Here is a 25,934-nt window from a genome sequence, read left to right as displayed (position 1 = left end):
TCATCGGGGGACCCTCAATGTTTCCGTCGATCCGGCAAGGCATGATCCGCGCCCTTGTTGTTGCTTCGTCGCTGTTGTTATCGGCGATTGAAGCAGCAAACGCATATCCCGATCAACCCATCAAGATTATTGTGACGTTTCCACCCGGCGGCAGTGCCGATATCGTTATCCGGGCCCTGCAGCCGCTGGTTTCGGAAACGCTGCGTCAGCCGATCGTCATCGAGAACAGGGCGGGCGCGGGCGGCAATATCGGGATCGGCGCGGTGGCCCAGTCAGCACCTGATGGCTATACGCTCGGCGTGGCCGCAGCCGGTGTGCTGACCGTCAATCCGCATCTCAACCGCGCGGCGATGGCATTCGATCCGGTCAAGGATCTGGCGCCGGTCACCTTGCTGGCGGAAATTCCATTCGTGCTGGTGTCTTCGCAACAATCGGCTATTGGCTCGGTCGCCGATCTCATTGCCAAGGCCAAGGCTCAGACGGCGGGCCTGTCGATCGGCCATGGCGGCAATGGAACGGCGATGCACCTGACCTCGGCCTTGTTCAACCAGAAGGCCGGTGTCGGAATTCAGTTGATCGCCTATCGCGGCACTGCGCCGGCGACGACGGATGTTCTTGCCGGCCATGTCCCGCTGGCCGTGCTGGACATCCCTGCATCAAAGCAGTTGATCGGCGACGGCAAGTTGAAGGCGCTCGGAGTCTCTGCCGCGAAACGCGTGGTCTTCCTGCCCGATGTTCCCACGCTGGCGGAGCAGGGCCTCTCCGGATTCGAATCCGTCGGCTGGTTTGGCATCGTCGCGCCCGCTGCCACGCCGCCCGAAATCATCAAAACGCTGAATGCCGCCTTCGTGAAGGCGTTGAGCGATCCCGCGGCGATCGAGAAAATCCGCCTTCTGGGCGCCGAACCCGCGCCCACCTCGCCCGAGGCTTTTGCAAAATTCATCCAGAGCGAAAGCGTGAAATGGGGCAAGCTGATCGCCGAGACCGGCATCAAGGCTGAATAGGACACCGGCCACGGCCTGCGGCTAGAGCATGATGAAATTGGGCTTGATTGAAACAACGAAGAAGGTGCGCTCCCTCTCCCGCTTGCGGGGGAGGGCTGGGGTGGGGGTGTCTCCGCGGGCGACGGTGCCCGAGTGGAGAGAGCCCCCACCCGGCGCTTCGCGCCGACCTCCCCCGCAAGCGGGAGAGGTGAAGCGCGTCTGCGGCCAAATCGATCTAACCAAAAATCATCATGCTCTAATTTGATCAAAATCAAGTGGCGCGGCGGCCGACGCCGTTTGATCTCAATCAATGCGAGGGCCTCCTTGCTTGGCGATGATGTCCGGCAAAAGGATCGAACGTGGCACACAGCGAAGGCGTATCCCACCGCAAGGCAGCGACGGACCGCCCAGTCCGGCCGATCCCCTATGACGAGCAAGGGCGGCTGCCGCACGAGAGCGAATGTCTCACCCAACCCGGAGACCGGGTGCGCGAGATGCGTGGCGCTCCGCTGCGAATAGTGTTTCGCACGACGAGTTGAGCCGGAACAGGCTCAGCTCCGCGCCCGCTTCTCCACATTGGCAATCCGTGCCGGCACGCCAAACTCCTTGCGGCAGACTTCGGCGAGCACGGCGACGCCCTCGCGGATCTGTTCATGCGAGGGACTGGCAAAGCACAGCCGCAGCCGGCTGCCGGCATAGGCCTTGTCGGTTGACCATTCCGGTCCGGGGTTGATGGCGACGCCCGCGGCGAGCGCGGCCTGATAGAGTTTCAGCGTGTCGACATTGTCGGGCAGTTTCACCCACAAGAAGATGCCGCCCTCGGGCTCCTCGAACTCGGCCGAGGTGCCGAACTGCTCGTTGAGCGCTTCCATCAGCGTGTCGAGCTTGGCCCGCAGGCCGCGCGTCAGCTTCGGCACGTGGGTCGAAAAATGCGGCACGCAATACTCGGCCAGCACCATCTGCTCCAGCGCGCCGCTTCCGGCGTCGGTCTTCAGCGCCAGCATCCGCGACATCATCTCCCAGGGTGCCACGATGAAGCCGACCCGCAGCGCCGGCGCGATCGACTTCGAGAACGAGCCGATATGGATGACGCCGCCATGCTTGCTCATGGCGTAGATCGCGGGCGGCCGCTGGCCGCTCCAGATCAGATCGGCGTAGCAATCGTCCTCGAAAATCGGCACGCCATATTCCTGCGACAGCTTCAGCATCTCGGCGCGCCGCGTCTCCGGAAGGATGCTGCCGGTCGGATTCTGCACGGTTGGGATGGTGTAGATATATTTCGGCGTGATGCCGCGGCTTTTGTGGTCGGCAAGGGCAGCCGCCAGCGCATCCATCCGCATGCCCTGGTCGTCAAGGGGAATGCCGACCGCCCTGACACCGAGCCGCGTCAGCCGGGTCAGCGCGCCCTGATAGGTTTCCTGCTCGACCAGCACGGTGTCGCCGCGCGCGAGCAGCGTCTGGTTGACGAGATCGAGCGCCTGCAGCGAACCGGAGACGATCATGATATCGTCGGCAATGCAGGCGATGCCGGCGTCGCGCTTGAGTTTCGCGCTGAGGAATTCGCGCAAGGGGCGATAGCCCTGCGGGCCGCTGGCGAGGCCGTAGGTCGCGAGCGTCTTGCCCTCGCGCCGGAGCACGGTATTGACGGCGTCGACCAGGCCATCGACCGGAACCTGCTCGGGATCATTGTTGCCGCCGACAAAGCTGTATCTGGCAAGCCCGGTCCACCGCGCTGCCGGTGCCGGCAATCCGGCAGGCAGCAAGGGCGCAAAATCGAAGGAAGCGGTAGACATGAATGTTTCACTCCATCTTGTTTCTTGTTGAGAGGGCCGACCGGTCGGCTCTCTGTCTCGTCGTCCTTCAGCCTGGTTCTTGCCGACGATCCTGATCGGCCTGGCTGATGAAGGCATGATATCCGACGCCGCCGACCATCACCGCCTCGTCCGTGGGCTCGGCGATCTCGCCCGTGGCCGCCCAGTCGACCACGAAATTGGCTCCCCTTCCGCCGCGCACCTCATTTGCAGCGACGAAGGCCTCGACGGTCGCGAAGGGTTTTAGCCCAATCGGGGACTTGAGGTAGCTCTCCACCATCTTGCCTGATGTGCCGAAATAGGCGATCCGCTCGGGGATCAGGGGGCGGGAGTTTGCCAAATTCTGTTCGATTCCGCCCGCGGTCCGGGCGCTGGCGGTGGGGGCGTACGGGATCGACAACGCGGCCAGAATCGCGTGAAAAGCCCTCATTCTATGGCTGTGACACATTACTTGTTTGACCCTTGCGCCGGGACCTCTAGGTTGCAGAAGGGGGAAGTCCGGAACCATGCACGAGCTTATTCGCGATATTACCTTATGCATCCTGTTCGCCTGGGGGCTCGGCCTGTTGGCGCATTTTTCGCGGCAGCCGCTGATTTTGGCCTACCTTATCGCCGGGTTTGTCATTGGTCCATTCGGCATGAAGTGGGTCGAGTCGCAGGAGTCGATTACCGTCATCTCCGAACTCGGCCTGATCTTCATGCTGTTCATGATCGGGCTGGAAATCGACCTGAAGAAGATCGTGCGCGCCGGCAAGGTGATTCTGTTTGCCGCGGGCGGGCAATTGGTCGGCGGCGTCCTGCTCGGAATATTGTTCTTTATCGGGATCGGCCTGTCGATGGGCAGCGGGCATTTCGACGCGCTCTATCTCTGCATCGCCTGCGCGCTGTCGAGCACGGTCATCATCGTCAAGGTGCTGTACGAGAAGCGCGAGCTCGACACGCTGCCCGGGCGGATTACGCTCGGCGTGCTGGTGCTGCAGGACATCTTCGCAATCCTGTTCCTGGCGGTGCAGCCGAGCCTCGACAATCTGCAAGTGAGCGTGATCCTGCTGTCGATCGCCCGGGTCGGCGTGCTGGTAGCGACCGCGCTGGTGCTCAGCCGCTATGTGCTGCCGTGGCTGTTCCACCAGATCGCGCGCCGGCCTGAGCTGATCCTGCTCGGTGCACTAGCTTGGTGCTTCCTGATCGGCGAGATCGCGGAGAGGCTGCACCTGTCGCGCGAGATGGGCTCGCTGGTGGCTGGCGTATCGCTGTCGACATTCCCTTATGCGCTCGACGTCACCGCCAAGGTGACAACGCTGCGCGATTTCTTCATCACGCTGTTCTTCGTCTCGCTCGGCATGACCATCCCGATCCCCGGTGCGTCGGTGATCGGGCTGGCGCTCGCGATCGCGGCCTTCACCGTCGTCAGCCGCATGGTGACGACGTTCACGCCGCTTTATCTGATGAAGCAGGGCCTGCGCGCGAGCCTGTTGCCGGCGATCAACCTGGCGCAGATCTCGGAGTTTTCGCTGGTAGTGATCCAGACCGGCGTGACGGCGCGTCACATTGGGCCTGAGACGTCGAGCGCGGCGTCGTTCGCCTTCGTGGTGCTGGCGGTCCTGAGTACCTTCGTCATGGGCCGCAGCGATCAGGTCACGCGAAACCTGATCGGTCCCCTGAAGCGGATCGGGCTCCGCGATCTCGATCACAAGCATGAGGCCGACGGAGGGCACGAGGGCGGGCACGGGGAGGCGCGCCGGATCGTCATTCTCGGGTTCTTCCGCGCCGCCAGCGCGCTGGTTGCCGAGATCGAACGGCTCAATCCAGCGGTGCTGGAGCAGATCACCGTGATCGACTTCAATCCGCTGGTGTTTAGAACCTTGACGGACCGCGGCATGCACGTGGTCTATGGCGACATCAGCAACGTCGATACGCTGGTGCATGCCGGCGTCGGCAAGGCGGAGCTGATCATCCTCAGCATCCCGGATTCGCTGTTGAAGGGTGCCGACAACGAAAAGCTGGTCCGGCATGTCCGCTCGCTCAATCCGACCGCCAAGATCGTCGCCACCGCGGAGATCCTGGCCAACGTCAACGACCTCTACAAGGCCGGCGCCGACTACGTGACGGTGACCCGGCTCAGCGACGCCCACGAACTCTATAAGGTGATCGAAGCCGCCCAGGCCGGGCTGCTGGAGGACAAACGCGCCGAGACCGACGCGCTGCTCAGCGAGCGCCGCGAGGTGCTGCCGTAAAAATGGGGCTGCGTAGCCCGGATGGAGCGCAGCGAAATCCGGGATTTCGCAAACGGGTTGACCTACCCGGATTGCGCTTCGCTCCATCCGGGCTACGGGCTGGTATGCCTGCGGACGCCGCTCCGCCCTGCGTATTGGCGCTGGCGCCGCGCATAGAGTCCGGCTAATGCACTGCTGAAGCTAGCGAGATTTGGCGAGATTTTGAGAAATGGCCGATAGCATCCAGGAAGTTCTGCAAGCCTTTGCCAAAGGCGAACTGGTCGTCGTCACCGACGATGATGATCGCGAGGGCGAGGGCGATCTGATCGTCGCGGCCTCGCTCTGCACCGCGGAGAAGATGGCATTTATTATCCGCCACACCTCCGGCATCGTCTGCGCGCCGATCACCACCGACGACGCCAGGCGGCTGCGGCTCGATCCGATGGTGGCGCATAACGAGTCCAGTCACACCACCGCCTTTACCGTCTCGATCGACTATAAACCCGATGGCGGCACCGGCATTTCGGCGGAGGAGCGCGCCTCCTGCTGCCGCGCGCTCGCCAATCCCAACGCCGCCAATGATTTTGCCCGGCCCGGTCATATCTTTCCGCTGATCGCCCGCGACGGCGGCGTGCTCTTGCGCTCCGGCCATACCGAAGCGGCGGTCGATCTCTGCAAGCTTTCCGGCCTGCCGCCGGTCGGCGTCATCTCTGAGTTGATGAACGACGACGGCACTGTGATGAAGGGCGAGCAGGTGACGAAATTCGCCGCCACCCACAAGCTCAAGCACGTCACAATCGCTGACATGATTGCTTATCGTCAGGCGCGCGAAAAGTTGATCGAGCGGGTAGCTACGTTTACCACCGACAGCCCGATCGGTCCGCTGCAGGGCTATGCGTATCGCTCGCCATTCGACGAGATCGCGCATGCTGCCTTCGTCTATAACGGCGTCGGCGACGGCAAGAACGTGCTGACGCGCTTGCACAAGCCCAATATCGTCAAAGATCTCTTCACCGGCCAGGCGCGGATGCAGATCGTGCTGGACCATTTCAAGAAGGCCGGCCGCGGCGTGCTGGTTTACTTGCGCGACGGCGCGGCCGGAGTTCCCGTCGAGCCGGTCGGCGAACAGAAAACGGCAGAGGCCGATAGGCACCGGCAATGGCGTGAAGTCGGCGTTGGTGCCCAGATCCTGCGCGATCTCGGCATCACCTCGATCGTCAATCTCACCTCGTCGGTGCACGACTACAAGGGGCTATCCGGTTTCGGCATCGAGATCGTCGCCAACGAAAAGTTGGAAATATAGCGTGCTGTCATTCCGGAATGGTGCGCTAGCACCGTATCCGGAATCTCGAGATTCTCAGGGGCGCAGGGGGCGCCCCATAGTTCGCGCTATGGCGCGCCCCGGAATGACGTGGTGAACCATTTGCGCTTCTGCCGATAGCGCATTAATTTATCGACAATTTCCATGAGGACAGTGATGCGAAAGGGATTTTCATGAGCGTGCGCCCTCAAGCCAAGGACAAGCCGACGGCGGCTTCCTTCCAGTGGGACGATCCGTTCCTGCTCGACGACCAACTCACCGAAGATGAGCGCATGATCCGCGACACCGCGCGTGCCTATGCGCAGGACAAGCTGTTGCCGCGCGTCATCAACGCGTATCTGGAAGAGAAGACCGACCGCGAGATATTCAACGAGATGGGCGAGCTCGGCCTGATCGGCGTCACGCTGCCGGAAGAATATGGCTGCGCGAACGCGAGCTACGTCGCCTACGGCCTGGTGGCGCGCGAGATCGAGCGGGTCGATTCCGGCTATCGCTCGATGAACTCGGTGCAGTCGTCGCTGGTGATGTACCCGATCTACGCCTATGGCGACGAGAACCAGCGCAAGAAATACCTGCCGAAGCTTGCCACCGGCGAGTGGGTCGGCTGCTTCGGCCTGACCGAGCCGGATGCCGGCTCCGATCCCGGCGGCATGAAGACCCGTGTCGAGAAAGTGTCGGACGGCTATCGTATCAGCGGCAGCAAGATGTGGATTTCCAACGCCCCGATCGCCGACGTCTTCGTGGTCTGGGCCAAGTCGGCCGCGCATGACAACCAGATCCGCGGCTTCATTCTCGAGAAGGGTATGAAGGGCCTGTCGGCGCCGAAGATCGGCGGCAAGCTGTCCTTACGCGCCTCGATCACCGGTGAGATCGTGATGGACGGCGTGGTGGTGCCGGAGAGTGCGCTGCTGCCCAACGTATCCGGCCTGAAGGGGCCGTTCGGCTGCCTCAACCGCGCCCGCTACGGTATCTCCTGGGGGGCGATGGGTGCAGCGGAAGACTGCATGCATCGCGCGCGGCAATACACGCTCGACCGCAAGCAGTTTGGCCGGCCCTTGGCGGCCACACAACTGGTGCAGAAGAAGCTCGCCGATATGGAGACGGAGATCGCGCTCGGCCTGCAGGCCTCGTTGCGCGTCGGTCGCCTGATGGACGAGGGCAAGATGGCCCCGGAGATGATCTCGATCGTCAAGCGCAACAATTGCGGCAAGGCGCTCGACATCGCCCGCGTCTCGCGGGACATGCACGGCGGCAACGGCATCCAGATCGAGTATCACGTGATGCGCCATACCGCGAACCTGGAAACCGTGAACACCTATGAAGGCACCCACGACGTCCACGCCCTGATCCTGGGCCGGGCAATCACGGGGATTCAGGCGTTTTCGTAAAGGCGTTGCGCGTGCCCACGGCGTTTGCTGTCATCGCCCGCCTTGTGCGCAATTGCGCACTGGGGCGGGCGATCCAGTATTCCAGAGGCCTCTCGGTCGATCACGAACGCCGGTGTTTACTGGATACCCCGCCTTCGCGGGGTATGACGATTGTGGTGTGTCGCGAAATGAGCAGGAAGAACAATGGCCGAAAACGACGACATCCCGTTCAACCGCGACTTTCCGCTTACGCCCGGCGTCGTCGATGAGCCGCGGCCCGGCGTGCGGCGGGTCCTCTGCAACAATCCGAGCCCGTTCACCTTCACCGGCACGGTCAGCTACATCGTAGGCAAGGGCAAGATCGCGATCATCGATCCCGGTCCTGATGATGAAGCGCATGCCGAGGCGTTGCTCGACGCCGTGCGCGGTGAGACAGTGACGCATATTCTCGTCACCCACACCCACCGCGACCATTCGCCGAACACCGCGCGGATCAAGGCGGCCACCGGCGCGCCCGTCTATGCCGAGGGGCCGCACCGCGCCTCGCGGCCACGCTTCGAGAGCGAAAAGCACAATCCGGAATCCGGCGCCGACCGCGATTTCAGGCCCGACATCGAGGTCAAGAACGGCGACGTCATTGAAGGGCAGGGCTGGGCGCTGGAGGCGGTCGCAACCCCCGGCCACACCGCCAATCACCTGGCGTTCGCGTGGCCCGAGCGAAAGATCAATTTCGTCGGTGACCACGTGATGGGCTGGTCGACGTCGATCGTCGCGCCCCCGGACGGATCGATGAGCGACTACATGGCCTCGCTGGCGCGGCTGGAGGCGCGCGAGGAGGATCTGTATCTCTCAGGGCACGGGCCGGAAATTCCGGAAGGGCCGCGTTATGTCCGTTTCCTGATCCGGCACCGCCAGGCCCGCGAGGCCTCGATCCTGCATCGGCTTGCCAAGGGCGAGACCGACATCCCGACCATGGTCCGCGCGATCTATATCGGCATCGACCCGCGGCTGACGAATGCCGCCGGCTATTCCGTGCTGGCGCATCTGGAAGATCTCGTCGCCCGCGGGATCGTGGCGACGGATGGCGATCCGGTGATCGGCGGGACTTATCGGATGGCTTGATCTCTCGCAGTCATTCCGGGGCGACACGAAGTGTCGAACTATGGTGCGCAATTGCGCACCTGGGAATCTCGAGATTCCGGGTTCGCGCTAAGACGCGCCCCGGAATGACGCGCTTTCGCGCGTCACTTCTTGACATTCTTTGCCTGCGCCTTGGCCGGCGCCTGCGGCTTCTTCGGCGCCGCGGGTTTGGCGTTGTCGACGGCCGCGTTGATGTCCTCGATCAGCTTTGAGACGCGGGCGGCGTTGCTGCCGAGGTCGCTTTCGAAATAGCGCGAGGAGGAGCGGATATCGACCCGCGAATCCTCGCCATCGGGCGTGATACGGATCGAGATGTCCTCGCGGAATCCCATGATCGGCGTTCGCGCCACCGCCTCGATGCGACCGATGCGGCGCGGCGGCTGCGGCGGACGTTCGTCGATCACAAGCCATTTGCGCTTGGTGACCAGCCCCAGCGTCACTTCATAAGCCCGCTGCGGGGGGACTTCGAGTTCCACGGTCTCGATGTCGGGATAGGCGATCCGCTGCTGCTCGGCCGAATAGAGGCCGGCATAGACCGCGGAGTTGGCGCCTTCGCCGCTGCGCAGCCGCGCCAGCGCCTCGAAGCGCGGCGGATCGATCGGATCGGTAGTGATGTCGTGGATCGGCGGCAGCTTGCTGTATTGCAGGGCGAGGTAGGTCGGGTAGGCAAGCAGGAGCGCGTTGATCAGGAACGCCAGCAGGATCCGGCCCATGCCGCGCGACCCGTTCTGCCAGATCGCGGCAAAGGCGGCGAGGCCGACCAGGATCGAAAGCACGGCCAAACCGAGCGCGCCGAAGAATGTCGCCAGTGCCGGCTTCACCTCCAGAAAGCCGAAGCGGACGATGAGAATGGAAACGATCACCGCGACCACGGCGAAAATGGCGAGGTTGCGTGACCAGGTGGCGAGGCTGGACACGGGCTCCGACTGGTAGGGAGCGGAAAACCTTCGGGCCATCGGTGAATCTGCCGGGTTTTGAAATCTGTCTGGCCGGCGGACCGGCTGCAAACTCGCAAGCTTGAGACCACGGCGTGGCGCGAATTTCAAGTTTGCAGGCGATACTAATCGGACAATGCGCTGCGTGCAGCAACCTGACGGGTTAACCATCCATGTAAATTGATTATTAGTTGTAGATTGAAGTTGGTCCAACTTTCGTCTACCTCTCGCCGCCAGGTTGTCGTATTTGCCGCAACACGGGACTGTCCTGCACGGGCACCGGCGAGCGCCAGCCAAAGGGGAAACGGCGGGCGTCAGCCGGAAGCGCTGCGGGATGATCTCAACTCACGGTCTTTGTTGCCGGGCGGAGCCGCAAAAAAATTGCGGTTGCGCCCCCGGAGTTCTAGGATCGCCTGGGGCGCAATCGGCATACGTCCGCGGGGCTGGCGGAAGGCCCCATGGGGGCGAGTGTTCAGTATGAGTGATGCAAAGCACGAAGGATATGTCGGCCCGAACGATCCGGCATATTATGCGCCGCGTGAGCTGAGGGAACGAACGAGCAGCGATCAACCGGGCACGATGCTTATGCAGAATGACGATGGCTGGCGTCCGCGAATGCCGACGGAAGGACCGCCCTTGCAGCCCTTCAGCAAGCCCGCACGCCGCCAGGATTCCGAAATGTTCACCAAAGCCGTGGCCCAGGCCATGCAGGAGGCGAGGGACAACGCGCCGGTCGAAGCGCCGTCCGTGCTCCGCGACCTGTCGGGACGGCGCGCGCTGTTTCAGCAGGTCATCCGCTTCTCGATCGCCGTGGCGATTGCGGCAAGCATCGCGATGCTTCTCGTCATGGCCATTCCGTCTTCGCAGCGGCCCGCCAACCAGGATAATGCGTCGCTTTCGGCTGCCTGGCAGTCGGTGAAATCGTCGGTGCTTCCGGCACCGCAGCCGCAGCCAGCGAGGCGTACGGCGACCTTGGCCGTACAGGACGGCAGCGGGTTCACCAACGATCCGGTGCCGCTCGGAATTCACGTCGGCGCTCCGCCGCCCGACGCGTTCGTATCCATCAATGGACTGACTGCCGGCGCACGGCTGACGTCCGGCAAGCGTGTCGGTCCGAGCGAGTGGCGCGTGCCGGCGACGGAAATTTCCGGTGTTTCGGTCATTCCGCCGGATGGCTTCACCGGCCAGATGCTGGTGACGGCGGAGCTGCGTGACGGCAATGGCGTCGCGCTCACCGGCACCTCCACGCGGCTGACCTGGACGCCCCTGCCAACCATCGCTGCGCGGCCGGTTGTCGCGCCGGCCCCGGTTGCTGCAGCGCCGGTTTCTGCAGCGCCGGTCGCCGCACCGCCGCCGGTTGCCATGGCCGCAGCCGCGCCGCCGATGCCGGCCGTGCGGCAGCAGGCGGAGGTCGTGCGCAGCCTCGATCCGAAGGAGATCGCTACTCTGATCAAACGCGGGCAGGACCTGCTCGCCGCCGGCGACGTGCAGTCGGCGCGGCTGTTGCTGATGCGTGGAGCGGAAGCGCGGGATGCGCGCGCCGCGCTGCTCCTCGGCACCACCTACGATCCGGCGCGGCTCAGGCAGATGGGCGCCGATGGCCCGCTGGCGGACGTCGCGCAGGCCCGCCTCTGGTATCAGCGGGCAAAGGAATGGGGTGAACCTGACGCGCAGCGACAGCTCGACGCGCTGGCGCTCTCGCGCTGATTTCGACGCGGCGCAGTTCATGGCCGCGCAGGCCGGAAGTCCGGGCAGCCATCACCCGCGCCGTTCTGCCGGACAAGGGCGGGAAGGCTTGCGCTAACGATCAACGGGGCTTCAAGCCGACTTCGCTGATGGCAGGGAAGCGCAATCCTCGGAGCTATTGAGGACCGTAAGCGCAGCGAAACCCGATATAAACGGCGAAGAAGTCGGCCGGTTTCCACTGTATGGCTGACGATTGTGTCTTGTCCGCACCGTACCACCACGACCCGCCAGCCGTGAGGGCTTCGTCGCCGCGGCGATCCGCAAGCCACTCCCAGACATTGCCACCCATATCATAGAGTCCGTTGATACCTCGCTTGGTGGTGCCGACCGCTGCGTGGCGCGGCCAGCGATCGTTCCCGGATGTGTTCATGCCATCAGGCCTGTCGCCAGCAGGATAAGGATAGGTGCGTCCCCTTACAAATTCATCGGTAGGATTGGCGCGCGTTTCGGTGTAGGCGGCGTGCTCCCATTCTTCCAGCGTAGGCAAGCGTCCGCCAATGGCGGAGCAGTAGTCACGAGCTTCGCTCCACGACACATGCACAGCCGGCTCATCGTCGCCGCCCGGCTGTCCGAACGGCGTTGACCATGTCCAGCCGACGCGACGGATCCAGCCGCCCTCGAATTCATGCCCACCCCCCGCCTGTTCGGCCGCGGTCTTCAGAGCCCTCTTGGCAGCGAATTTCCGAAACTGGCCGATCGTGACTTCGGTCCGCTCGATGGCAAACTTGCCCAGATTCTCGCGTCCGCCAGATTCGGCGAATGCAATGCTGGCTATCGCCATCAACCCGCATGGAAATGCGATCCAATGCCATTTCATGTGCGAGTTACTCCTTGTCTCGCCGCATCATTGTGAGGAATGGCAGGAACACCAAACCCAGCGCGCCTGCCGCTCATCGCTTAACTCATGCGCTGCCGCAATGCCGCCTGCGAACGACGAATGACGCCCTGGTACATGCTCTGCTTGTCAGGATACCATTGCATCGAAGCCAGATTGGTGAAGCCGGCAATGGTTTCCATGTGCCGCATCATCCGCTGCCGCATGGATTGATCAGGCTGAGGTCCGCGCAGCGCGCCGACATTCTCGGCTGCGTGATCCGGGTTCGATGTCGCGGCAAGAACGGTCGTCACCGCCGGATGGCCCATTGCCCATTTGATGAAGAACTGCGACCAGTTCTCCGCACCGATGTCGCGAGCGAAATCGGGCAGCGGCCGGCCTTCGACGATCTTGTGCAAGCGGCCTTTTTCCAGCGGCATGTTTGTCAACACGCCAATGCCCTTATCCATCGCCGCGCGAAGGATGTGCTCTTCGGCATTGCGATTGAAAATCGAATAGTTGACCTGGATGAAATCGACCAGGTCCTTGTCGATCAAGGCTGCAAGGATGTGATGGTAGTCGTTCTCGTGGACGGAGGCGCCGACATAGCGAATCCTGCCCTCTTTCTTCCATGCGCGGAGCAGCGGCACGATCGCGTCGACATTGACCAGGCTATGGCAGTGGAACAGGTCTATCTTGTCGCGCCACAGCCGCAGCCTCGACTGCTCCATGCTGGCTAACGCGTGACTTTCGTCGGCCAGGTAGTCGCCGGTCGACCAGATCTTGTTGCTGATGAACATCTGATCCGTCACGCCCATTGCGCTGAGAAATGCGCCGACGCTGACCTCGCTTGTACCGTAAAGAGGGGACGTATCGACCACCCGGACGCCCGCATCGACATACCTCTTGGTGACTTCGCGCAGCGCGTCGCGATTGCGGCCCGGCAGCAGGTCGAAGGTCAGAAATGTGCCCAGCCCGAGCGCCGGAAGGCTTTCATTGGTGCGGCCGATCGTTCGGTTCAGTATTGATCCCGCTGCAGGCGTCCGTGCACCGCTTGCAGGCGCCTGCGCATTGGCGGTTGAAACGCGAAGTGCCGTTTCGTGCACGGCTGTCGCGGCGATAGCGCCCATTGCTGTGGCGGCGCCCAGAAAACGGCGGCGATCGGTCGTAAGCGGGGAGTCTTGACGTGTCTTATCCATGGCACATCTCCGTTGATGCGCCCTGCTGCAATCGGCAGGGTCGCCTGCCGATAGAAATGATCTTTAACTCGATTTGTCGCGCGGGTTCCTGATCCGACCTGATTGATCCTGACGCGACGACCAGTTCCATTTCCGCTTGGTAACGAATTGAGGCTCTGGGAATTGTATATCTGTTCGGGAATGTCTGTACCCAGGAAGTCGCCATGCAACGTGATGCTGTTGAAGATGCGTCTGAAGGCGCGTCGACAATCGATCGGTTAAGTTCCCGGCCGGATGGCTGGCGGCGCACCCAATGGACGAGCGGTGCATTCGAAACCGCGCACCGGCCGATGACATCCGTCGTCGAGGGACGCATCCTGTCGCCAAATCACCTCATTATGGCGACCCTGTCCGGCGGCGCCGAGCGGCATGAAATTTCGGCTGATGGCGGGCATCGCTATGACGGCCCCGATTTACCGTCTACTGTCTCATTTCTCCCGGCTGGCTGCGAGCGACGGCTTCGGCTGCACAATGTGGAATGGCGGTGGGCAGCCATCGCACTCGATCCGGCAAAGCTTTCGGCGACAGCGCGCGCATCGATCGAGGCGCTGGGCCCGCTGTCGGGTTCGGAAGACAGCTTCGTCTGGAACATGCTGGCGGAGTTCGAGCGGCTTGACGCGCTGGAAGGCGGCCTAGACACGATCTATTGCGACACGATGAGCCTCGCCCTCATTCTGTACCTTGCACGCCGATACGGTGGTGCGAGAATGAAGGATACGTCGATTAGACTGCCGGCGTGGCGGTTGCGGCGCGTTACCGAATTCATCGACGCGCATTTGAGCGCGACAATTCGGGTTGCCGATCTCGCTGATCTTGCCCAGCTGTCGGAAGGCCATTTCCATCGCGCATTCAGGGCAACGACGGGACAGACGCCGCTGGAGTTCATTCATGGGCGGCGCGTCGCGATGGCAAAGCAGCTGCTTGCAAGCAGCAAGCTCTCGGTCGCGCAGATGGCGCTGCGCGTCGGCTTTCTCAGTCCCGCGCATTTTGCACGCGTCTTCCGCTCGGTGACCGGCCAGAGCCCATCCCAATATCGACGCTCGTTCCATCTCTGACAAGAATTTCTCGACGGACAACCAGCGTGCCAGTGGTGCGATCAGCGTCACCTGAGGCTGTCCCTCCCGGCACGGGAGGGACAGATTTGCGTCAGGCCGCCGCGTTCGGGAAGCGGTAGCTCTTGAACTGCTCGCGTAGCGCGGTCTTCAGGATCTTGCCGGTTGCGGTGTGCGGGATGCCGTCGACGAAGACGACGTCGTCGGGCATCCACCATTTCGCGATTTTGCCATCCATGAATTTCAGGATGTCCTCGCGGCTTGCCTGCTGGCCGGCCTTGAGTTGCACGATCAGCAGCGGACGTTCGTCCCATTTGGGATGGTAGACGCCGATCACAGCGGCTTCCGCGACCGCGGGATGGCCGACCGCGAGGTTTTCGAGGTCGATCGATGAGATCCATTCGCCGCCGGACTTGATGACGTCCTTGGAGCGGTCGGTGATCCGCATGTAGCCGTGTTGGTCGATGGTGGCGACGTCACCTGTATCGAAATAGCCTTCCTCGTCGAGGATGTCGGTATCGACCTTAAAGTAGGCCTTGGCGACCGCAGGGCCGGCGACCTTGAGGCGGCCAAAAGTCTTGCCGTCCCACGGCAGTTCCTTGCCGGAATCGTCGGTGATCTTCATCTCGACGCCGAACGGCGGGTAGCCCTGGGTCTGCAGGATGTCGAGCCGCTCCTCGCCGGTGAGTTCGGCAAACGGCGGCTTCAAGGCTGCCACGGTGCCGATCGGGCTCATCTCGGTCATGCCCCAGGCGTGGCGCACGCGAATACCCATGTCGACGAACGCCTTGATCATCGAGCGCGGCATCGCCGAGCCGCCGCACACCACGCTCTTCAGATGGGGCAGCTTCAGATTGTTGGCCGCCATGTGGTTGAGCAGCATCAGCCACACCGTCGGCACACCGGCGGTGTGCGTGACCTTCTCGGTCTCGAGAAGCTCGAAGACCGAAGCGCCGTCGAGCTTGGGACCGGGCATGACGAGCTTGGTGCCCATCGAAGGCGCGGAGAACGCGATGCCCCAGCTATTGGCATGGAACAACGGCACCACCGGCAGCATGGTCTCGGCGGCGCTGGTGCCGAGAGCGTCGACGTTGTTGGCCATCAGCGCATGCAGCACGTTGGAACGGTGCGAATACAACACCCCTTTGGGGTCGCCCGTGGTGCCCGAGGTGTAGCACATCGCGGCCGCGGTATTCTCGTCAAAGTCCTTCCACGTGAACTTGCCGTCCGCTTCCGCAATCCAATCCTCATAGGCGACCGCATTCTTCAGCGTGGTCTGCGGCATATGTGCCTTGTCGGTCAGAACGATGTAGCGCTCGACGCTCGGCAGGTTGGCCGCGATCTTTTCCAGGATCGGCACGAAGGTGGTATCGGTGATCACCACGCGGTCCTGCGCGTGGTTGATGATCCAGGCGATCTGGTCGGGGAACAGCCGCGGATTGACGGTGTGGCAAATCGCGCCGATTCCCATGATGCCATACCAGCATTCGAGATGGCGCCAGGTGTTCCAGGCGATGGTGGCGACACGGTCACCGAGCTTGATGCCGTCGCGGTCGAGCCGTTGCGATACTTTCAGCGCGCGTGCATGTATTTGGGCGTAATTGGTGCGATGAATGGGACCTTCGACCGACCGCGTGACGACCTCTTGCGTGCCGTGATACTTCGCCGCGTGTTCGATAATCCGATGGCAAAGCAAAGGCCAATCTTGCATCAATCCGAGCATACGCACTTTCCTCCGATGGTTTGTTTATTGCCGCACGATCCGCGAACATTGCCGGCGGATCGGCGTTAAGTTCATGGAATTGAAATGAACTTTACCGCGCAGAAAGCAAGCCGAAAATGGGCTAATGGCGCCTTTGGCCGCATTGCAGCGGCAATGGTTACCGTCGCCGCGGCGGCGCTGTTGATTGGCATGCCAGTCGAGCCGGCCTGGGCGGCGAAAGCGTCACGCGCCGCGCCGTGGGATGACCTGTTCAGGGAATTTCAACCGCGTGCCCGGGCAAAGGCGCGCCGCGCGGCCGTGCCGCTGCCGAAGCCGCGTCCTGCCGAGGCGCCGTCTGCCGAGCCTGAACGGCCGCCCGAGAAGGAGCAGGCGTCGCCTGAGAAAGACAAGGCCAAAGAGCAGGCCGCGCCCGCACCGCAGCCCACGCCGCAACCCTCGGCGTGCCGGCTTGCGTTGACGGACGAAGTGGCCATCGCTCCCAGTATGCCCGACATTCGCGGCAACGGCGGCTGCGGGGGCGAGGACTTGGTGCGGCTGGAAGCGATCGTGCTCCCGGACAAGCGGCGCGTGTCGGTGAAGCCCGTTGCGATCCTGCGTTGTCCCATGGCGTCCGCGCTCGCCGACTGGATCCGCAAAGACATCGCGCCACTGGCGGAGCGGCTCGGCAGCGCCGTCTCCGATCTCGATAATTTCGCCTCGTTCGAGTGCCGCGGCCGTAACCGCATCGTCGGCGCGCAGCTCTCCGAACATGGCCGCGCCAACGCGCTCGACGTGCGCGCCTTCAAACTCGCCAATGGCCGTACGATCTCGCTGACTGATCGCACCGTGCCGCGGGAATTGCGCGAGACCGTGCTGCATTCCGCCTGCGCGCGGTTCTCGACGGTGCTCGGTCCGGGCTCGGACTGGTACCACGAGGATCATATCCATCTCGACCTGATGGAACGACGCAACAATTATCGGATCTGTCAGTGGGATGTATGGGATCCGCTGCCGCAGAAGGCGCCGCTATTGCCGGCAGAGCGGCCCGAGGAAGCGCCGCCGCGCGAGGTCGCCGCCAAGCCGGACGAAGCCAAGCGGGATGCTGCCAAGCCCGATGCCGAGCCTGAAGCCGAAAAATCCAACGCCGAGAAATCGCATGAGGCCGAGCCGCCGCGCGAGGAGAAGAAGCCCGCAACGAAAAAGCGCCGGCAAAACCGGCGCTCTTGATCTTCGAATACGGTCTGGCCGCTTCAGGTTATTGCGCCATCGGACCGCTGTTGCCGCCGCCCTGCAGCGCCATCTTGGAATTGAACGGCGAGTCACCCTGCTTGGGCTCGAGCACGACGACCATCGTGCCCGTCTTCACCCGGCTGTAGAGGTCGATGACGTCCTCGTTGGTCATGCGGATGCAGCCCGACGAGATCGAGGCGCCGATATATTCCGGCTGGTTGGTGCCGTGGATGCGGAACAGTGTGTCGCGGTTGCCCTGGTAAAGATAAAGCGCGCGGGCGCCGAGCGGATTGTCGACGCCACCGGGCACTGAGGCCGGCAGGCCTTCGATACGCTTGTGAATGTCGGCGGTCGGCGTCCATTTCGGCCATTCCGCCATGTTGCCGACGCGCGCGATGCCGGAGAATGCGAGGGCTTCCTCGCCCACGGTCACGCCGTAGCGGATCGCCTTGCCGCCATCCTGCACCAGATAGAGGTAATGGTTATCGGAATCGACGACGATCGTGCCGGGCAATTCCTTGCGGTGATAGTCCACGATGGCGCGGCGGAACGGCTCGGGCGGCTTAACCGCAGCGTAACGTGCTTTCGCGAGCTGGGCCTTGTCGTTCGGCTTTAGGGTGGCTTCAGGGGCGGCCTGATAGGTGGTTGCCGGCATACAGCCGGACAACGCAAGGCCAGCGGCGAGCAACCCCAACATTACTTTGAGCGACATGACTACTTCCAATCGAAAGTCTGGCGTTCGCAAGCCGCAATCTTGCGCCTCAAACGCGACGATTCCATTAATCTCATTATCCGCAAAAGCCGGCTGATATGCCAGCATTTGCATGTCCATCGTGCGCTGCGGAAGGCTAGCTGTGGCTTTTATGCCGCAAATTTTGCGACTTCCGGTTGATTTCTGGGCAGGGATGGCGCGGGGCCAAATCGCGGCCGCGCCGCCGCCACCCCGCTGCCGCAAATATCGACCGCCGGTTAATGCGCGGGTCATGAAGCGCTTGCCAGAATCGGGTTTAGTGCCGCTGGGTGGGATTTCCACCCGTTCCGGAGTTGCCCATGTTTTCGGTGTTTGTTCCCTCCGAATCTGCCCTGAAGAAGCTCCCGGCCGTGGACGTGACGGCATTGCCGGACAATGCGGTCTGGATCGATCTGTTGAACCCGACGGGCGAGGAGGACCGCGCGGTGGAACGGCTGGCCGGGATCGCGGTGCCGACCCGGGAAGACATGCAGGAAATCGAGATTTCCAGCCGGCTCTACATCGAGAACAGCGCCCGCTACATGACCGCGACGCTGATGTGCCAATCCGACACCGACATGCCGAAGACCACGGCCGTCACCTTCATTCTCGCCGGTCACCGCCTGGTGACCGTGCGCTACGACGAACCGAAGCCGTTTGCTCTCGTCGAGCACAAGCTGGCGCGCTCCTGCATGCCGGGGATATCGGGCGAAATGGTACTGATGGAACTGCTCGACGCGGTGATCGACCGCTGCGCCGACATTCTGGAGCGCGCCGGCGCCGAGGTCGACCAAGTCTCGCATGACATCTTCGAGCCCGAAAGCGCACGGCATGGCCAGGCCAAGCGATACTCGCAGATCCTGATCGCGATCGGGCGCAAGGGGGATCTGGTCTCCAAGATCCGCGAAAGCCTGGTGTCGATCGGCCGCGTCGTCACCTTCCTGTCGGCGGTGGTGGAAGGCGCCAAATGGTCCAAGGACATGCGCGAGCAGCTCAAGACCATGCAGCGCGACGTCGTCTCTCTGACCGACCACGCCTCCTATCTGTCCAACAAGATCACCTTCACGCTCGATGCCATGCTCGGTGTCGTCAATCTCGAGCAGAACAACATCATCAAGCTGTTCTCGGTGATGGCGGTGGTGCTGATGCCGCCGACGCTGATTGCCTCGGTCTACGGGATGAACTTCAAGGTGATGCCGGAACTCGAATGGGCGCACGGCTATCCGATGGCGCTCATCATGATGCTCATGGCAGCAGTGCTGCCGTACCTGTTCTTCAGATGGAAGAAGTGGTTGTAGATCGGCGGTTCCCCGCGGTTCCCGATGTGCGAAAGATCGGCCTCAATCCCACCGCTAAAATTTGAGCGGTGGACTGAACGAATGGTCGAAACTTGTCTGCGATAACGTGTCTCTCAGGCCGCGAGGATCCCATGGTTGAGAAACTCATAATGTCGCCACGCAACGTCATCGATCTGGCCCGCTATCAGCAGGGCCGCAGCGTTGGCAAGGCGCAGGCGTTCTCGACGCGGCTTTGCCGGCACTGCGGTGCTGTGCTGGCGGACGGCGAGAACGAGGACGAGTGTTCGAGCACGTTAAACGTCGCTGAGGCGACTGCTCTGCGCACTGCGCAGCGGAAGTTTTGCGCGGAGTGAATATCGTATCCGCAAACGTCAACCTCATCCTGAGGAGCGCGCTCTTGCGCGCGTCTCGAAGGATGGGCCACGGGCCTCGTGGTTCGAGACGGCGCTAGCTAGCGCGCCTCCTCACCATGAGGGTTGAAGCGTTGCGATCATCCACGCACTAAACATGCTGGCCGCCGTTGATGTGGATCTCGGCGCCGTTCACATACGAACTGGTTTCCGTACACAACACGTAGATGATTTTGGCGACCTCGTCCGGCGTGCCGAGGCGATGCATCGGAATCTGCTGCTCGACGATCTTCTCGGTGCCGGGCGACAGGATCGAGGTGTCGATCTCGCCGGGCGCGATCGCGTTGACGCGGACGCCGACGCGGCCGAAATCGAACGCCATCTCGCGCGTCAGCGCCGCGAGTGCGGCCTTCGAGGTCGCATAGGCCGCGCCCGCGAATGGGTGCACGCGCGAGCCCGCGATCGAGGTGACGTTCACCACCGCGCCCCTGGCGTGCTTCAACTCCTCGAGCAGTCCGCGCGCGATCATGATTGGCGCGAAGAAGTTGACGTGAAAGACGAGGTTCCAGGTTTCGACGTCGGTGTTCATGGTGCCGAGCCGCCCGCCGTCCGGCGCCTTCGGCGAGATTGCCGCGTTGTTCACCAGCGCGTGCAGCTCGTCGTTCTCCAGCCGCCTGCGAATCTCGGAAATCGCGCGCACGGTGTCATCGTGGCTGCCGAGGTCGACCTCGATGTGATCCTCCGGGCCCGCGCCCCACGGGCAGACTTCCGGGAAGGCATGCCGCGAACAGGTGATGACGCGCCAGCCGGCCGAGGAGAACCGGATCGCGGTGGCATGGCCGATGCCGCGGCTGGCACCAGTCAGGAGCAACGTGCGCCGCGGCGCGTTGGATGAAGAGGGCATTTAGGTTCTCTCGTTCTCCGTCATGCACGGGCATAGTAGTCTGCCGTGCGCAACTACGTAGACTTGTCTGCGCTCCCGGGCATCCACGTCTTCCCTGATCACAGGAGGAACGTGGATGGCGGGGATATCCTACACGAAGTCGCGCTTCGCTTTGGCCTGGCCATCACGCTTTTGGGTTTAGGGATAGAGCCGCACCTTGCTCCAGGCTTGTGTCGGCGCATCGCGGCGGAATTCGATGCGGTCGTGCAGGCGGAACGGGCGATCGTGCCAGAATTCGAAACACTGGGGCGCAATGCGCCAGCCGCTCCAGCCGGGCGGGCGCGGCACTTCGCCGATCATGTATCGGGCCGCGACCTTGGCGATCGCCTGCTCGAAGGCGAAGCGGCTCTCCAGCGGCTGCGACTGCTTGCTGGCCCAGGCGCCGATCTGCGCCTGCTTCGGACGCGTCGCGAAATAAGCATCGGCTTCCTGGTCCGTAACCGGCGTCACGCTGCCGCGGATGCGCACCTGACGGCGCAGCGACTTCCAGTGAAATAGTAAAGCCGCCTTAGGATTTGCGGCGAGTTCGCGGCCCTTCTGGCTGGCGATGTGGCTGTAGAACACGAAACCATCGGCATCATAGCCCTTCATCAGCACCATCCGGACATCGGGTAGCCCGTCGGAATCGACGGTCGCCAGCGCCATCGCGTTGGGATCGTTCGGCTCGGACTTCACGGCTTCCGCAAACCACTCGGCGAACAGCGCAAACGGTTCCTCGGCCGCGGTAAAATCACCCGATGTTAACGGTGTCGGGTGTTTGATGGAGGTCGTATCCGTCATGTCAGGAGTCCCAGTTGCGTACCCTCGCGTCCCAGAACGCGTTGCAGCCCCGATACGGGCACGCCCTATATAGGGCATGGGGACGCGTTGGCCTATCGGCGATCGGGCCGACGGGCGCTGTGATGACGTTGATTTTGATCGGTCTCGGCTCGGGCGGCTGCAGCCTGTTGCGTGCGGATGCCTACGCCAAGATGAACCCTGCCGACGTCACGGGTTCAGTGGGCAGGCAACCGGCCGCCCCGCCCGTGCCGACCGAGAGCGATCTCGCCTTTGCCCGCACCGCCGCCTCCGACGTGCTGACCAAGGGCGACAAGGATTCCAGCCAGCCTTGGGAAAATCCCGAGACCGGCGCGCGCGGCTCGGTGACACCGCTGTCCCAGGCCTATTCCTCGGAAGACGGGCGCACCTGCCGGGATTTCCTGGCGAGTTACGTCAACGGCCGCTCAGAAAGATGGCTGCAGGGCGCCGCCTGCAAGGCCGGCCATGGTAGATGGGAGATCCATACGATCAAGCCGTGGACGAGGGGATAGCCGCTCGACTGTTCCGAGCGACCCAGGGGTCGTTGCAAAAATGCAACTGGCTCCCCAGATGAAGCCAAAGCGGGCGAATTGCCCTAAGCTTCAGAGAACCGAATTCCCGTGAAGGAGACGTGACGGATGCGCGACCCCTATGAGGTCTTGGGGGTGCCGCGAGGCGCCAGCGCGACGGCGATCAAGAGTGCCTACCGCAAGCTCGCCAAGAAGCATCACCCCGACAACAACAAGAACGATCCGAAGGCTGCGGCGCGATTTTCCGAGATCAACGCGGCCAACGAGATCATCGGCGACGAAGACAAGCGCAAGCAGTTTGATCGCGGCGAGATCGATGCCGAGGGCAAGCCGCGCTTCCAGGGTTTTCCTGGTGGCGGCTTTTCCGGCGACCCACGCGGCCGAGCCGGTGGAGGTGGTTTCGAATCCTACACCTTCCGCAGCGGCGGCGGCCCCGGCGGCATGGGCGGCGCGGGCTTCGAGGACATCCTCAACAGCATGTTCGGCGGCGCCGCCAGGAGCGGACGTGCCGGCGGCGGCCGCACCTTTGAATTCGACACCGGCGGAATCGGCCTCGATCTCGATCTGAACGTCGCCATGACGGTGTCGCTGGAAGAGTCGGTCAAGGGCGGGGAAAAGCGCGTCCGTTTGCCGACTGGCAAGGAGCTCAACGTCAAGATCCCCGCAGGCGTCACCGCCGGTCAGCAGATCCGCCTAAAAGGTCAGGGCGAAACCGCGCCGGGCCACCCGCCGGGTGATCTCCTGATTACGGTCAGCATCGCGCCGCATCCCTTCTTTAAGGTCGATGGCAGCGATTTGCGTCTGGATCTGCCCATCACGCTCTATGAGGCGGTGTTGGGCGGCAAGGTCCGCGTGCCCACCTTGGGTGGCGCGGTCGAGCTCTCGATCCCGAAAAATACCTCGAGCGGTCGTACCTTCCGCCTCAAGGGCAAGGGCCTGCCCAAGCCCGGGGAAACCGGCGATCTGTTCGTCACCACCCGAATTATTTTGCCGGACGGGAACGATAGCGAGCTTGAGGCATTGATGCACAAGTGGCGCAATGGCCACCCGTACAATCCGCGCAGCGATTTCGGCTGATTCGGCCGGGTTCGCGGCGCAGATTTTGCGTGGAATTGGAGAGCGGGGTTCCGAGCAGGAGTTTCCCAAAAAGCGCACTTCTTTCCAGGAAACAAAGGGTTTCCCGGAAAAAGGGGCGGCCTCGAAAGGGGGACCAGCGCGGTACCAAACCCCGATCGAGGCCGCTTGCGCCGATCGGCGGATCGAGCGCTACTCATTTTCGCGTGATCACCCGGTGCATTAATGAGACGCGCTGGTGGTTTGATTCCAGATTTTCGATGTCAGAATTTGGACAAGCCGCCTGATGTTGCCAATCTGCCGCATCATGTTGCCTATCCGCCGCTTTTCTCCAGCTGATCGTAGACCGCCTGGGCGATTGGCGTCAGCCGCTCACGGTCCATGCCACTGGACACCACCGCATAGGCAACGCCGTCATCGGCCCAGAACAGCGAGTTCTCCTTGCCTTGCGCCTGATATCGCATCTGCGTCGCTTCGGCGTCCGACTTCGCAGTGTAGATTGTAATGCGTTCGCCCGATGCGCTCTCGTACATCATGAAGGATGCGGGACCCGCGGGGCCCGGCAACAGCCGACCGCCGACGAGCTTCAGACCGACCGCCGTCAATTCGGGCGCGCGGACGACCCAACCGCAGCGCTTGGTCAGCCACTTCTGGAGATGGGCGCGTTCGCTGCCAGGCACTTCGACGGGATGGCGGACCTCCACCACGTAAAGCCGATGCGCATCGAGCGCCTCCGCCGTGAAACTCTGGATCGCCGAGGGCGCAGCGGAAGCGCCGCGCGCTAGCCAGCCGACGCCGCCGCCGACGATGAATGCCGCCAGCGCGGCTGCGATCGCGCCGTACACCCATTTGCGCGGCTGTCGTACCAGCCGTTCGATCTCGAGCCGTTTCGGCACCGCCTCGTCGACAACCGAATCGTACCTGCTATGCAGCGCTTCCGCCATCGTGCGCCACGACCGCACCCGCGCAGCATCGTCGGGATGCGCAGCGAGCCACGCCTCGACATCGCCGCGGCGTTCCGCCGGCAGCTCGTCGTCGACGTAAGCATGCAGCTCGTCTTCGGTGACGGGGATGTTGGGATCGGTCATTGTCGTCGTCTCTGTCTATTCGAAACCTGTCGATGCATAACGCCTGCCATCACGCTTTGATCATTTCACCCGCCGCAGCGCCGCGCGCTCGCCTTCGAGCGAAGCCTTGACGTGCGCGCGTGCGCGGGCAAGCCGCGACATTACGGTGCCGATCGGCACGCCCTGGATGTCGGCGACCTCGCGGTAGCTCAATCCTTCCAGCATCACCAGCAGCAGCACCGAGCGCTGCTCTTCCACCAGCGTCGAAAGCGCGCGCGCGATGTCGCGGCCTTCCGCCTCGGTCCCGCTGGCGTCCGGGTTGTTGTCGAGCAGCGGCATGAATTGCGGCCGCCGCGCCAGCGACCGTCGCCGGTTCTTGTTGAGGTTGGTCAGGATCGTGTAGAGCCAGCTCCTGACGTCGCCACCGAGAAACAACCGTTCCGAACGCAACGCACGCACCAGCGTGTCCTGCACCAGGTCATCGGCGATATCGGCATCGCGCGCGAGCGCGCGGGCATAGCGGCGGAGCGCCGGTATCATGGCTTCGACACTTTGACGAAACGCGGTCATCGGCACCAGGTTACAAAAAGGGTTGTCCGGCGTGAACGCCATATTCAACATAACACCCAATCGAGGCCTCTATTCCGGCCATTGAGGCGCATGAGAAACAGCGTTAATCCGAATGGCGGATTTGGGCTCGACCGCGCTGGAGCGCTGGTGTACCTCCAAGTCCCATATCGAGCTCGATTGGAAACCGGATGTCGCAAAAATCAGGTCTGATGCAGGGCAAGCGCGGGGTGATCCTCGGCGTTGCCAACAACCGCTCGATTGCCTGGGGCATCGCCAAGGCATGCCACGACGCAGGCGCGGAAATCGCGCTCACCTGGCAGGGCGATGCGCTGAAGAAACGGGTCGAACCTCTGGCCAAGGAGCTGAACGGGCTCCTGCTGGGCCATTGCGACGTCACCGATGCCGCGACGATCGATGCGGCGTTCGATGTGCTCCGCGAAAAGTGGGGCAAGGTCGATTTCGTGGTCCACGCCATTGCGTTCGCCGACAAGGACCAACTCGACGGCCGCTATCTGGAGACGACGCAGGATAATTTCTCGAGGAGCATGCTGATCTCCTGCTATTCGCTGACTGCGATCACGCAGCGCGCCGAGAAGCTGATGACCGACGGCGGCTCGATCCTGACGCTGACCTATTACGGCGCCGAGAAATGGATGCCGCATTACAACGTCATGGGGGTTGCGAAGGCCGCGCTGGAAGCCAGCGTGCGCTATCTCGCCGCCGATCTCGGCGAGAAGAACATCCGCGTCAACGCGATCTCGGCAGGGCCGATCAAGACGTTGGCGGCGTCCGGCATCGGCGACTTCCGCTACATTCTGAAGTGGAACGAATACAACGCGCCGCTGCGCCGCACCGTGAGCATCGAGGAAGTCGGCGACAGCGCGCTGTATCTGTTATCGGACCTGTCGCGCGGCGTCACCGGCGAGGTTCATCACGTCGATTCCGGCTATCACGTTGTCGGCATGAAGCGCCCCGACGCGCCCGACATCTCGCTCTCCAATTCGCCAGCTAAGGAATAGCCT

The 25,934-nt window shown here is 62.9% G+C and carries 24 protein-coding genes; 13 read left to right on the top strand and 11 right to left on the bottom strand.

All coding sequences use genetic code 11. From position 1 onward, the window contains the following. Window positions 1-17 precede the first annotated feature (17 nt). On the top strand, window positions 18-1,004 hold the full coding sequence (locus IVA95_RS07815; RefSeq protein ID WP_247509978.1) for a tripartite tricarboxylate transporter substrate binding protein: 987 nt from the start codon (window positions 18-20) through the stop codon (window positions 1,002-1,004). 530 nt (window positions 1,005-1,534) lie between these two features. On the opposite strand, the gene IVA95_RS07810 is transcribed toward IVA95_RS07815, so the two are convergent. Together IVA95_RS07810 and IVA95_RS07805 are read right to left on the bottom strand one after the other, a co-directional pair. Further along, window positions 1,535-2,776 (bottom strand): PLP-dependent aminotransferase family protein, encoded by a 1,242-nt coding sequence (locus tag IVA95_RS07810; RefSeq protein WP_247509977.1) that lies wholly within the window; start codon window positions 2,774-2,776, stop codon window positions 1,535-1,537. 67 nt (window positions 2,777-2,843) lie between these two features. Beyond that, a complete protein-coding gene (locus IVA95_RS07805; protein WP_247509976.1) occupies window positions 2,844-3,224 on the bottom strand; it encodes a DUF3124 domain-containing protein in 381 nt (126 codons plus the stop codon). Window positions 3,225-3,300: 76 nt separating this feature from the next. Here IVA95_RS07805 and IVA95_RS07800 point away from each other — a divergent pair, with 76 nt between their 5' ends. The 4 genes from IVA95_RS07800 (at window position 3,301) to IVA95_RS07785 (ending at window position 8,817) form a co-directional block, all read left to right on the top strand. Continuing rightward, window positions 3,301-5,028: a cation:proton antiporter gene (locus IVA95_RS07800; protein ID WP_213251483.1), complete on the top strand. Its 1,728-nt coding sequence runs from the start codon at window positions 3,301-3,303 to the stop codon at window positions 5,026-5,028. Window positions 5,029-5,236: 208 nt separating this feature from the next. Beyond that, a complete protein-coding gene (gene ribB, locus IVA95_RS07795; protein WP_247509975.1) occupies window positions 5,237-6,310 on the top strand; it encodes a 3,4-dihydroxy-2-butanone-4-phosphate synthase in 1,074 nt (357 codons plus the stop codon). Window positions 6,311-6,501: 191 nt separating this feature from the next. Further along, window positions 6,502-7,716: an acyl-CoA dehydrogenase gene (locus tag IVA95_RS07790; protein ID WP_247509974.1), complete on the top strand. Its 1,215-nt coding sequence runs from the start codon at window positions 6,502-6,504 to the stop codon at window positions 7,714-7,716. A 183-nt stretch (window positions 7,717-7,899) separates the two neighbouring features. Further along, window positions 7,900-8,817, top strand: a complete 918-nt coding sequence (locus tag IVA95_RS07785; RefSeq protein WP_247509973.1) for an MBL fold metallo-hydrolase — start codon at window positions 7,900-7,902, stop codon at window positions 8,815-8,817. A gap of 122 nt (window positions 8,818-8,939) precedes the next feature. Here IVA95_RS07785 and IVA95_RS07780 read toward each other — a convergent pair whose 3' ends face one another. After that, a complete protein-coding gene (locus IVA95_RS07780; RefSeq protein ID WP_247509972.1) occupies window positions 8,940-9,791 on the bottom strand; it encodes a DUF1499 domain-containing protein in 852 nt (283 codons plus the stop codon). Window positions 9,792-10,448: 657 nt separating this feature from the next. Here IVA95_RS07780 and IVA95_RS07775 point away from each other — a divergent pair. Then, the gene (locus IVA95_RS07775) at window positions 10,449-11,477 is read left to right on the top strand and encodes a hypothetical protein (protein WP_247509971.1); all 1,029 of its coding nucleotides are present in this window, start codon (window positions 10,449-10,451) and stop codon (window positions 11,475-11,477) included. Between the two features lie 154 nt (window positions 11,478-11,631). On the opposite strand, the gene IVA95_RS07770 is transcribed toward IVA95_RS07775, so the two are convergent. Further along, window positions 11,632-12,297 carry a formylglycine-generating enzyme family protein gene (locus IVA95_RS07770; protein WP_247509970.1) on the bottom strand — a complete coding sequence of 222 codons (666 nt, stop codon included), beginning with the start codon at window positions 12,295-12,297 and terminating at the stop codon, window positions 11,632-11,634. Between the two features lie 116 nt (window positions 12,298-12,413). After that, a complete protein-coding gene (locus IVA95_RS07765) occupies window positions 12,414-13,529 on the bottom strand; it encodes an aldo/keto reductase (protein WP_247509969.1) in 1,116 nt (371 codons plus the stop codon). Window positions 13,530-13,732: 203 nt separating this feature from the next. On the opposite strand from IVA95_RS07765, the gene IVA95_RS07760 reads away from it, so the two are divergent. Continuing rightward, complete coding sequence (locus IVA95_RS07760; protein WP_247509968.1) at window positions 13,733-14,623, top strand: AraC family transcriptional regulator; 891 nt, start codon at window positions 13,733-13,735, stop codon at window positions 14,621-14,623. Window positions 14,624-14,714: 91 nt separating this feature from the next. Here the strand turns inward: IVA95_RS07760 and IVA95_RS07755 are convergent, their stop codons facing one another. Continuing rightward, the gene (locus IVA95_RS07755; RefSeq protein ID WP_247509967.1) at window positions 14,715-16,343 is read right to left on the bottom strand and encodes a fatty-acid--CoA ligase; all 1,629 of its coding nucleotides are present in this window, start codon (window positions 16,341-16,343) and stop codon (window positions 14,715-14,717) included. An 84-nt stretch (window positions 16,344-16,427) separates the two neighbouring features. Here IVA95_RS07755 and IVA95_RS07750 point away from each other — a divergent pair, with 84 nt between their 5' ends. After that, the gene (locus tag IVA95_RS07750) at window positions 16,428-17,549 is read left to right on the top strand and encodes an extensin family protein (RefSeq protein WP_247509966.1); all 1,122 of its coding nucleotides are present in this window, start codon (window positions 16,428-16,430) and stop codon (window positions 17,547-17,549) included. Between the two features lie 28 nt (window positions 17,550-17,577). Here IVA95_RS07750 and IVA95_RS07745 read toward each other — a convergent pair whose 3' ends face one another. Further along, window positions 17,578-18,264, bottom strand: coding sequence for a L,D-transpeptidase (locus tag IVA95_RS07745; protein ID WP_213251474.1), 687 nt, complete (start codon window positions 18,262-18,264; stop codon window positions 17,578-17,580). A gap of 338 nt (window positions 18,265-18,602) precedes the next feature. On the opposite strand from IVA95_RS07745, the gene corA reads away from it, so the two are divergent. Together corA and IVA95_RS07735 are read left to right on the top strand one after the other, a co-directional pair. Beyond that, complete coding sequence (gene corA / locus IVA95_RS07740; protein ID WP_247509965.1) at window positions 18,603-19,580, top strand: magnesium/cobalt transporter CorA; 978 nt, start codon at window positions 18,603-18,605, stop codon at window positions 19,578-19,580. 131 nt (window positions 19,581-19,711) lie between these two features. Further along, entirely contained in the window at window positions 19,712-19,933 is a 222-nt protein-coding gene (locus IVA95_RS07735; RefSeq protein ID WP_247509964.1) for a hypothetical protein, read from the top strand. A gap of 148 nt (window positions 19,934-20,081) precedes the next feature. Here the strand turns inward: IVA95_RS07735 and IVA95_RS07730 are convergent, their stop codons facing one another. Together IVA95_RS07730 and pdxH are read right to left on the bottom strand one after the other, a co-directional pair. Further along, the gene (locus IVA95_RS07730) at window positions 20,082-20,834 is read right to left on the bottom strand and encodes an SDR family oxidoreductase (protein ID WP_247509963.1); all 753 of its coding nucleotides are present in this window, start codon (window positions 20,832-20,834) and stop codon (window positions 20,082-20,084) included. Window positions 20,835-21,011: 177 nt separating this feature from the next. After that, complete coding sequence (pdxH, locus tag IVA95_RS07725; RefSeq protein WP_247509962.1) at window positions 21,012-21,653, bottom strand: pyridoxamine 5'-phosphate oxidase; 642 nt, start codon at window positions 21,651-21,653, stop codon at window positions 21,012-21,014. Window positions 21,654-21,775: 122 nt separating this feature from the next. Here pdxH and IVA95_RS07720 point away from each other — a divergent pair, with 122 nt between their 5' ends. Both IVA95_RS07720 and IVA95_RS07715 read left to right on the top strand, forming a co-directional pair. Beyond that, window positions 21,776-22,183 carry an RT0821/Lpp0805 family surface protein gene (locus tag IVA95_RS07720; protein ID WP_247509961.1) on the top strand — a complete coding sequence of 136 codons (408 nt, stop codon included), beginning with the start codon at window positions 21,776-21,778 and terminating at the stop codon, window positions 22,181-22,183. Between the two features lie 126 nt (window positions 22,184-22,309). Next, window positions 22,310-23,278: a J domain-containing protein gene (locus tag IVA95_RS07715; protein ID WP_247509960.1), complete on the top strand. Its 969-nt coding sequence runs from the start codon at window positions 22,310-22,312 to the stop codon at window positions 23,276-23,278. A 311-nt stretch (window positions 23,279-23,589) separates the two neighbouring features. Here IVA95_RS07715 and IVA95_RS07710 read toward each other — a convergent pair whose 3' ends face one another. Both IVA95_RS07710 and IVA95_RS07705 read right to left on the bottom strand, forming a co-directional pair. Further along, a complete protein-coding gene (locus IVA95_RS07710) occupies window positions 23,590-24,363 on the bottom strand; it encodes an anti-sigma factor (protein WP_247509959.1) in 774 nt (257 codons plus the stop codon). A gap of 60 nt (window positions 24,364-24,423) precedes the next feature. Continuing rightward, entirely contained in the window at window positions 24,424-24,912 is a 489-nt protein-coding gene (locus IVA95_RS07705) for an RNA polymerase sigma factor (RefSeq protein WP_057843379.1), read from the bottom strand. Window positions 24,913-25,100: 188 nt separating this feature from the next. Here IVA95_RS07705 and fabI point away from each other — a divergent pair, with 188 nt between their 5' ends. Then, window positions 25,101-25,931, top strand: a complete 831-nt coding sequence (gene fabI / locus IVA95_RS07700) for an enoyl-ACP reductase FabI (protein ID WP_247509958.1) — start codon at window positions 25,101-25,103, stop codon at window positions 25,929-25,931. The last annotated feature ends 3 nt before the right edge of the window (window positions 25,932-25,934 follow it).

The sequence above is a fragment of the Bradyrhizobium sp. 157 genome, from assembly GCF_023073815.1.
GTDB lineage: Bacteria > Pseudomonadota > Alphaproteobacteria > Rhizobiales > Xanthobacteraceae > Bradyrhizobium.
This window is presented reverse-complemented; position numbering and strand designations above follow the sequence as displayed.

Bases quoted from the DNA above. Each gene is read 5' to 3' on its own strand.
- IVA95_RS07770 (WP_247509970.1), bottom strand. From the start codon at position 12,297: ATGGCGATAGCCAGCATTGCATTCGCCGAATCTGGCGGACGCGAGAAT.
- IVA95_RS07745 (WP_213251474.1), bottom strand. From the start codon at position 18,264: ATGTCGCTCAAAGTAATGTTGGGGTTGCTCGCCGCTGGCCTTGCGTTG.
- IVA95_RS07815 (WP_247509978.1), top strand. From the start codon at position 18: ATGTTTCCGTCGATCCGGCAAGGCATGATCCGCGCCCTTGTTGTTGCT.
- IVA95_RS07805 (WP_247509976.1), bottom strand. From the start codon at position 3,224: ATGAGGGCTTTTCACGCGATTCTGGCCGCGTTGTCGATCCCGTACGCC.
- IVA95_RS07750 (WP_247509966.1), top strand. From the start codon at position 16,428: ATGAACTTTACCGCGCAGAAAGCAAGCCGAAAATGGGCTAATGGCGCC.
- IVA95_RS07775 (WP_247509971.1), top strand. From the start codon at position 10,449: ATGTTCACCAAAGCCGTGGCCCAGGCCATGCAGGAGGCGAGGGACAAC.
- IVA95_RS07715 (WP_247509960.1), top strand. From the start codon at position 22,310: ATGCGCGACCCCTATGAGGTCTTGGGGGTGCCGCGAGGCGCCAGCGCG.
- IVA95_RS07755 (WP_247509967.1), bottom strand. From the start codon at position 16,343: ATGCTCGGATTGATGCAAGATTGGCCTTTGCTTTGCCATCGGATTATC.
- IVA95_RS07730 (WP_247509963.1), bottom strand. From the start codon at position 20,834: ATGCCCTCTTCATCCAACGCGCCGCGGCGCACGTTGCTCCTGACTGGT.
- IVA95_RS07760 (WP_247509968.1), top strand. From the start codon at position 13,733: ATGCAACGTGATGCTGTTGAAGATGCGTCTGAAGGCGCGTCGACAATC.
- ribB (WP_247509975.1), top strand. From the start codon at position 5,237: ATGGCCGATAGCATCCAGGAAGTTCTGCAAGCCTTTGCCAAAGGCGAA.
- IVA95_RS07810 (WP_247509977.1), bottom strand. From the start codon at position 2,776: ATGTCTACCGCTTCCTTCGATTTTGCGCCCTTGCTGCCTGCCGGATTG.
- IVA95_RS07735 (WP_247509964.1), top strand. From the start codon at position 19,712: ATGGTTGAGAAACTCATAATGTCGCCACGCAACGTCATCGATCTGGCC.
- IVA95_RS07705 (WP_057843379.1), bottom strand. From the start codon at position 24,912: ATGACCGCGTTTCGTCAAAGTGTCGAAGCCATGATACCGGCGCTCCGC.
- pdxH (WP_247509962.1), bottom strand. From the start codon at position 21,653: ATGACGGATACGACCTCCATCAAACACCCGACACCGTTAACATCGGGT.
- fabI (WP_247509958.1), top strand. From the start codon at position 25,101: ATGTCGCAAAAATCAGGTCTGATGCAGGGCAAGCGCGGGGTGATCCTC.
- IVA95_RS07710 (WP_247509959.1), bottom strand. From the start codon at position 24,363: ATGACCGATCCCAACATCCCCGTCACCGAAGACGAGCTGCATGCTTAC.
- IVA95_RS07765 (WP_247509969.1), bottom strand. From the start codon at position 13,529: ATGGATAAGACACGTCAAGACTCCCCGCTTACGACCGATCGCCGCCGT.
- IVA95_RS07800 (WP_213251483.1), top strand. From the start codon at position 3,301: ATGCACGAGCTTATTCGCGATATTACCTTATGCATCCTGTTCGCCTGG.
- IVA95_RS07720 (WP_247509961.1), top strand. From the start codon at position 21,776: ATGACGTTGATTTTGATCGGTCTCGGCTCGGGCGGCTGCAGCCTGTTG.
- corA (WP_247509965.1), top strand. From the start codon at position 18,603: ATGTTTTCGGTGTTTGTTCCCTCCGAATCTGCCCTGAAGAAGCTCCCG.
- IVA95_RS07785 (WP_247509973.1), top strand. From the start codon at position 7,900: ATGGCCGAAAACGACGACATCCCGTTCAACCGCGACTTTCCGCTTACG.
- IVA95_RS07780 (WP_247509972.1), bottom strand. From the start codon at position 9,791: ATGGCCCGAAGGTTTTCCGCTCCCTACCAGTCGGAGCCCGTGTCCAGC.
- IVA95_RS07790 (WP_247509974.1), top strand. From the start codon at position 6,502: ATGAGCGTGCGCCCTCAAGCCAAGGACAAGCCGACGGCGGCTTCCTTC.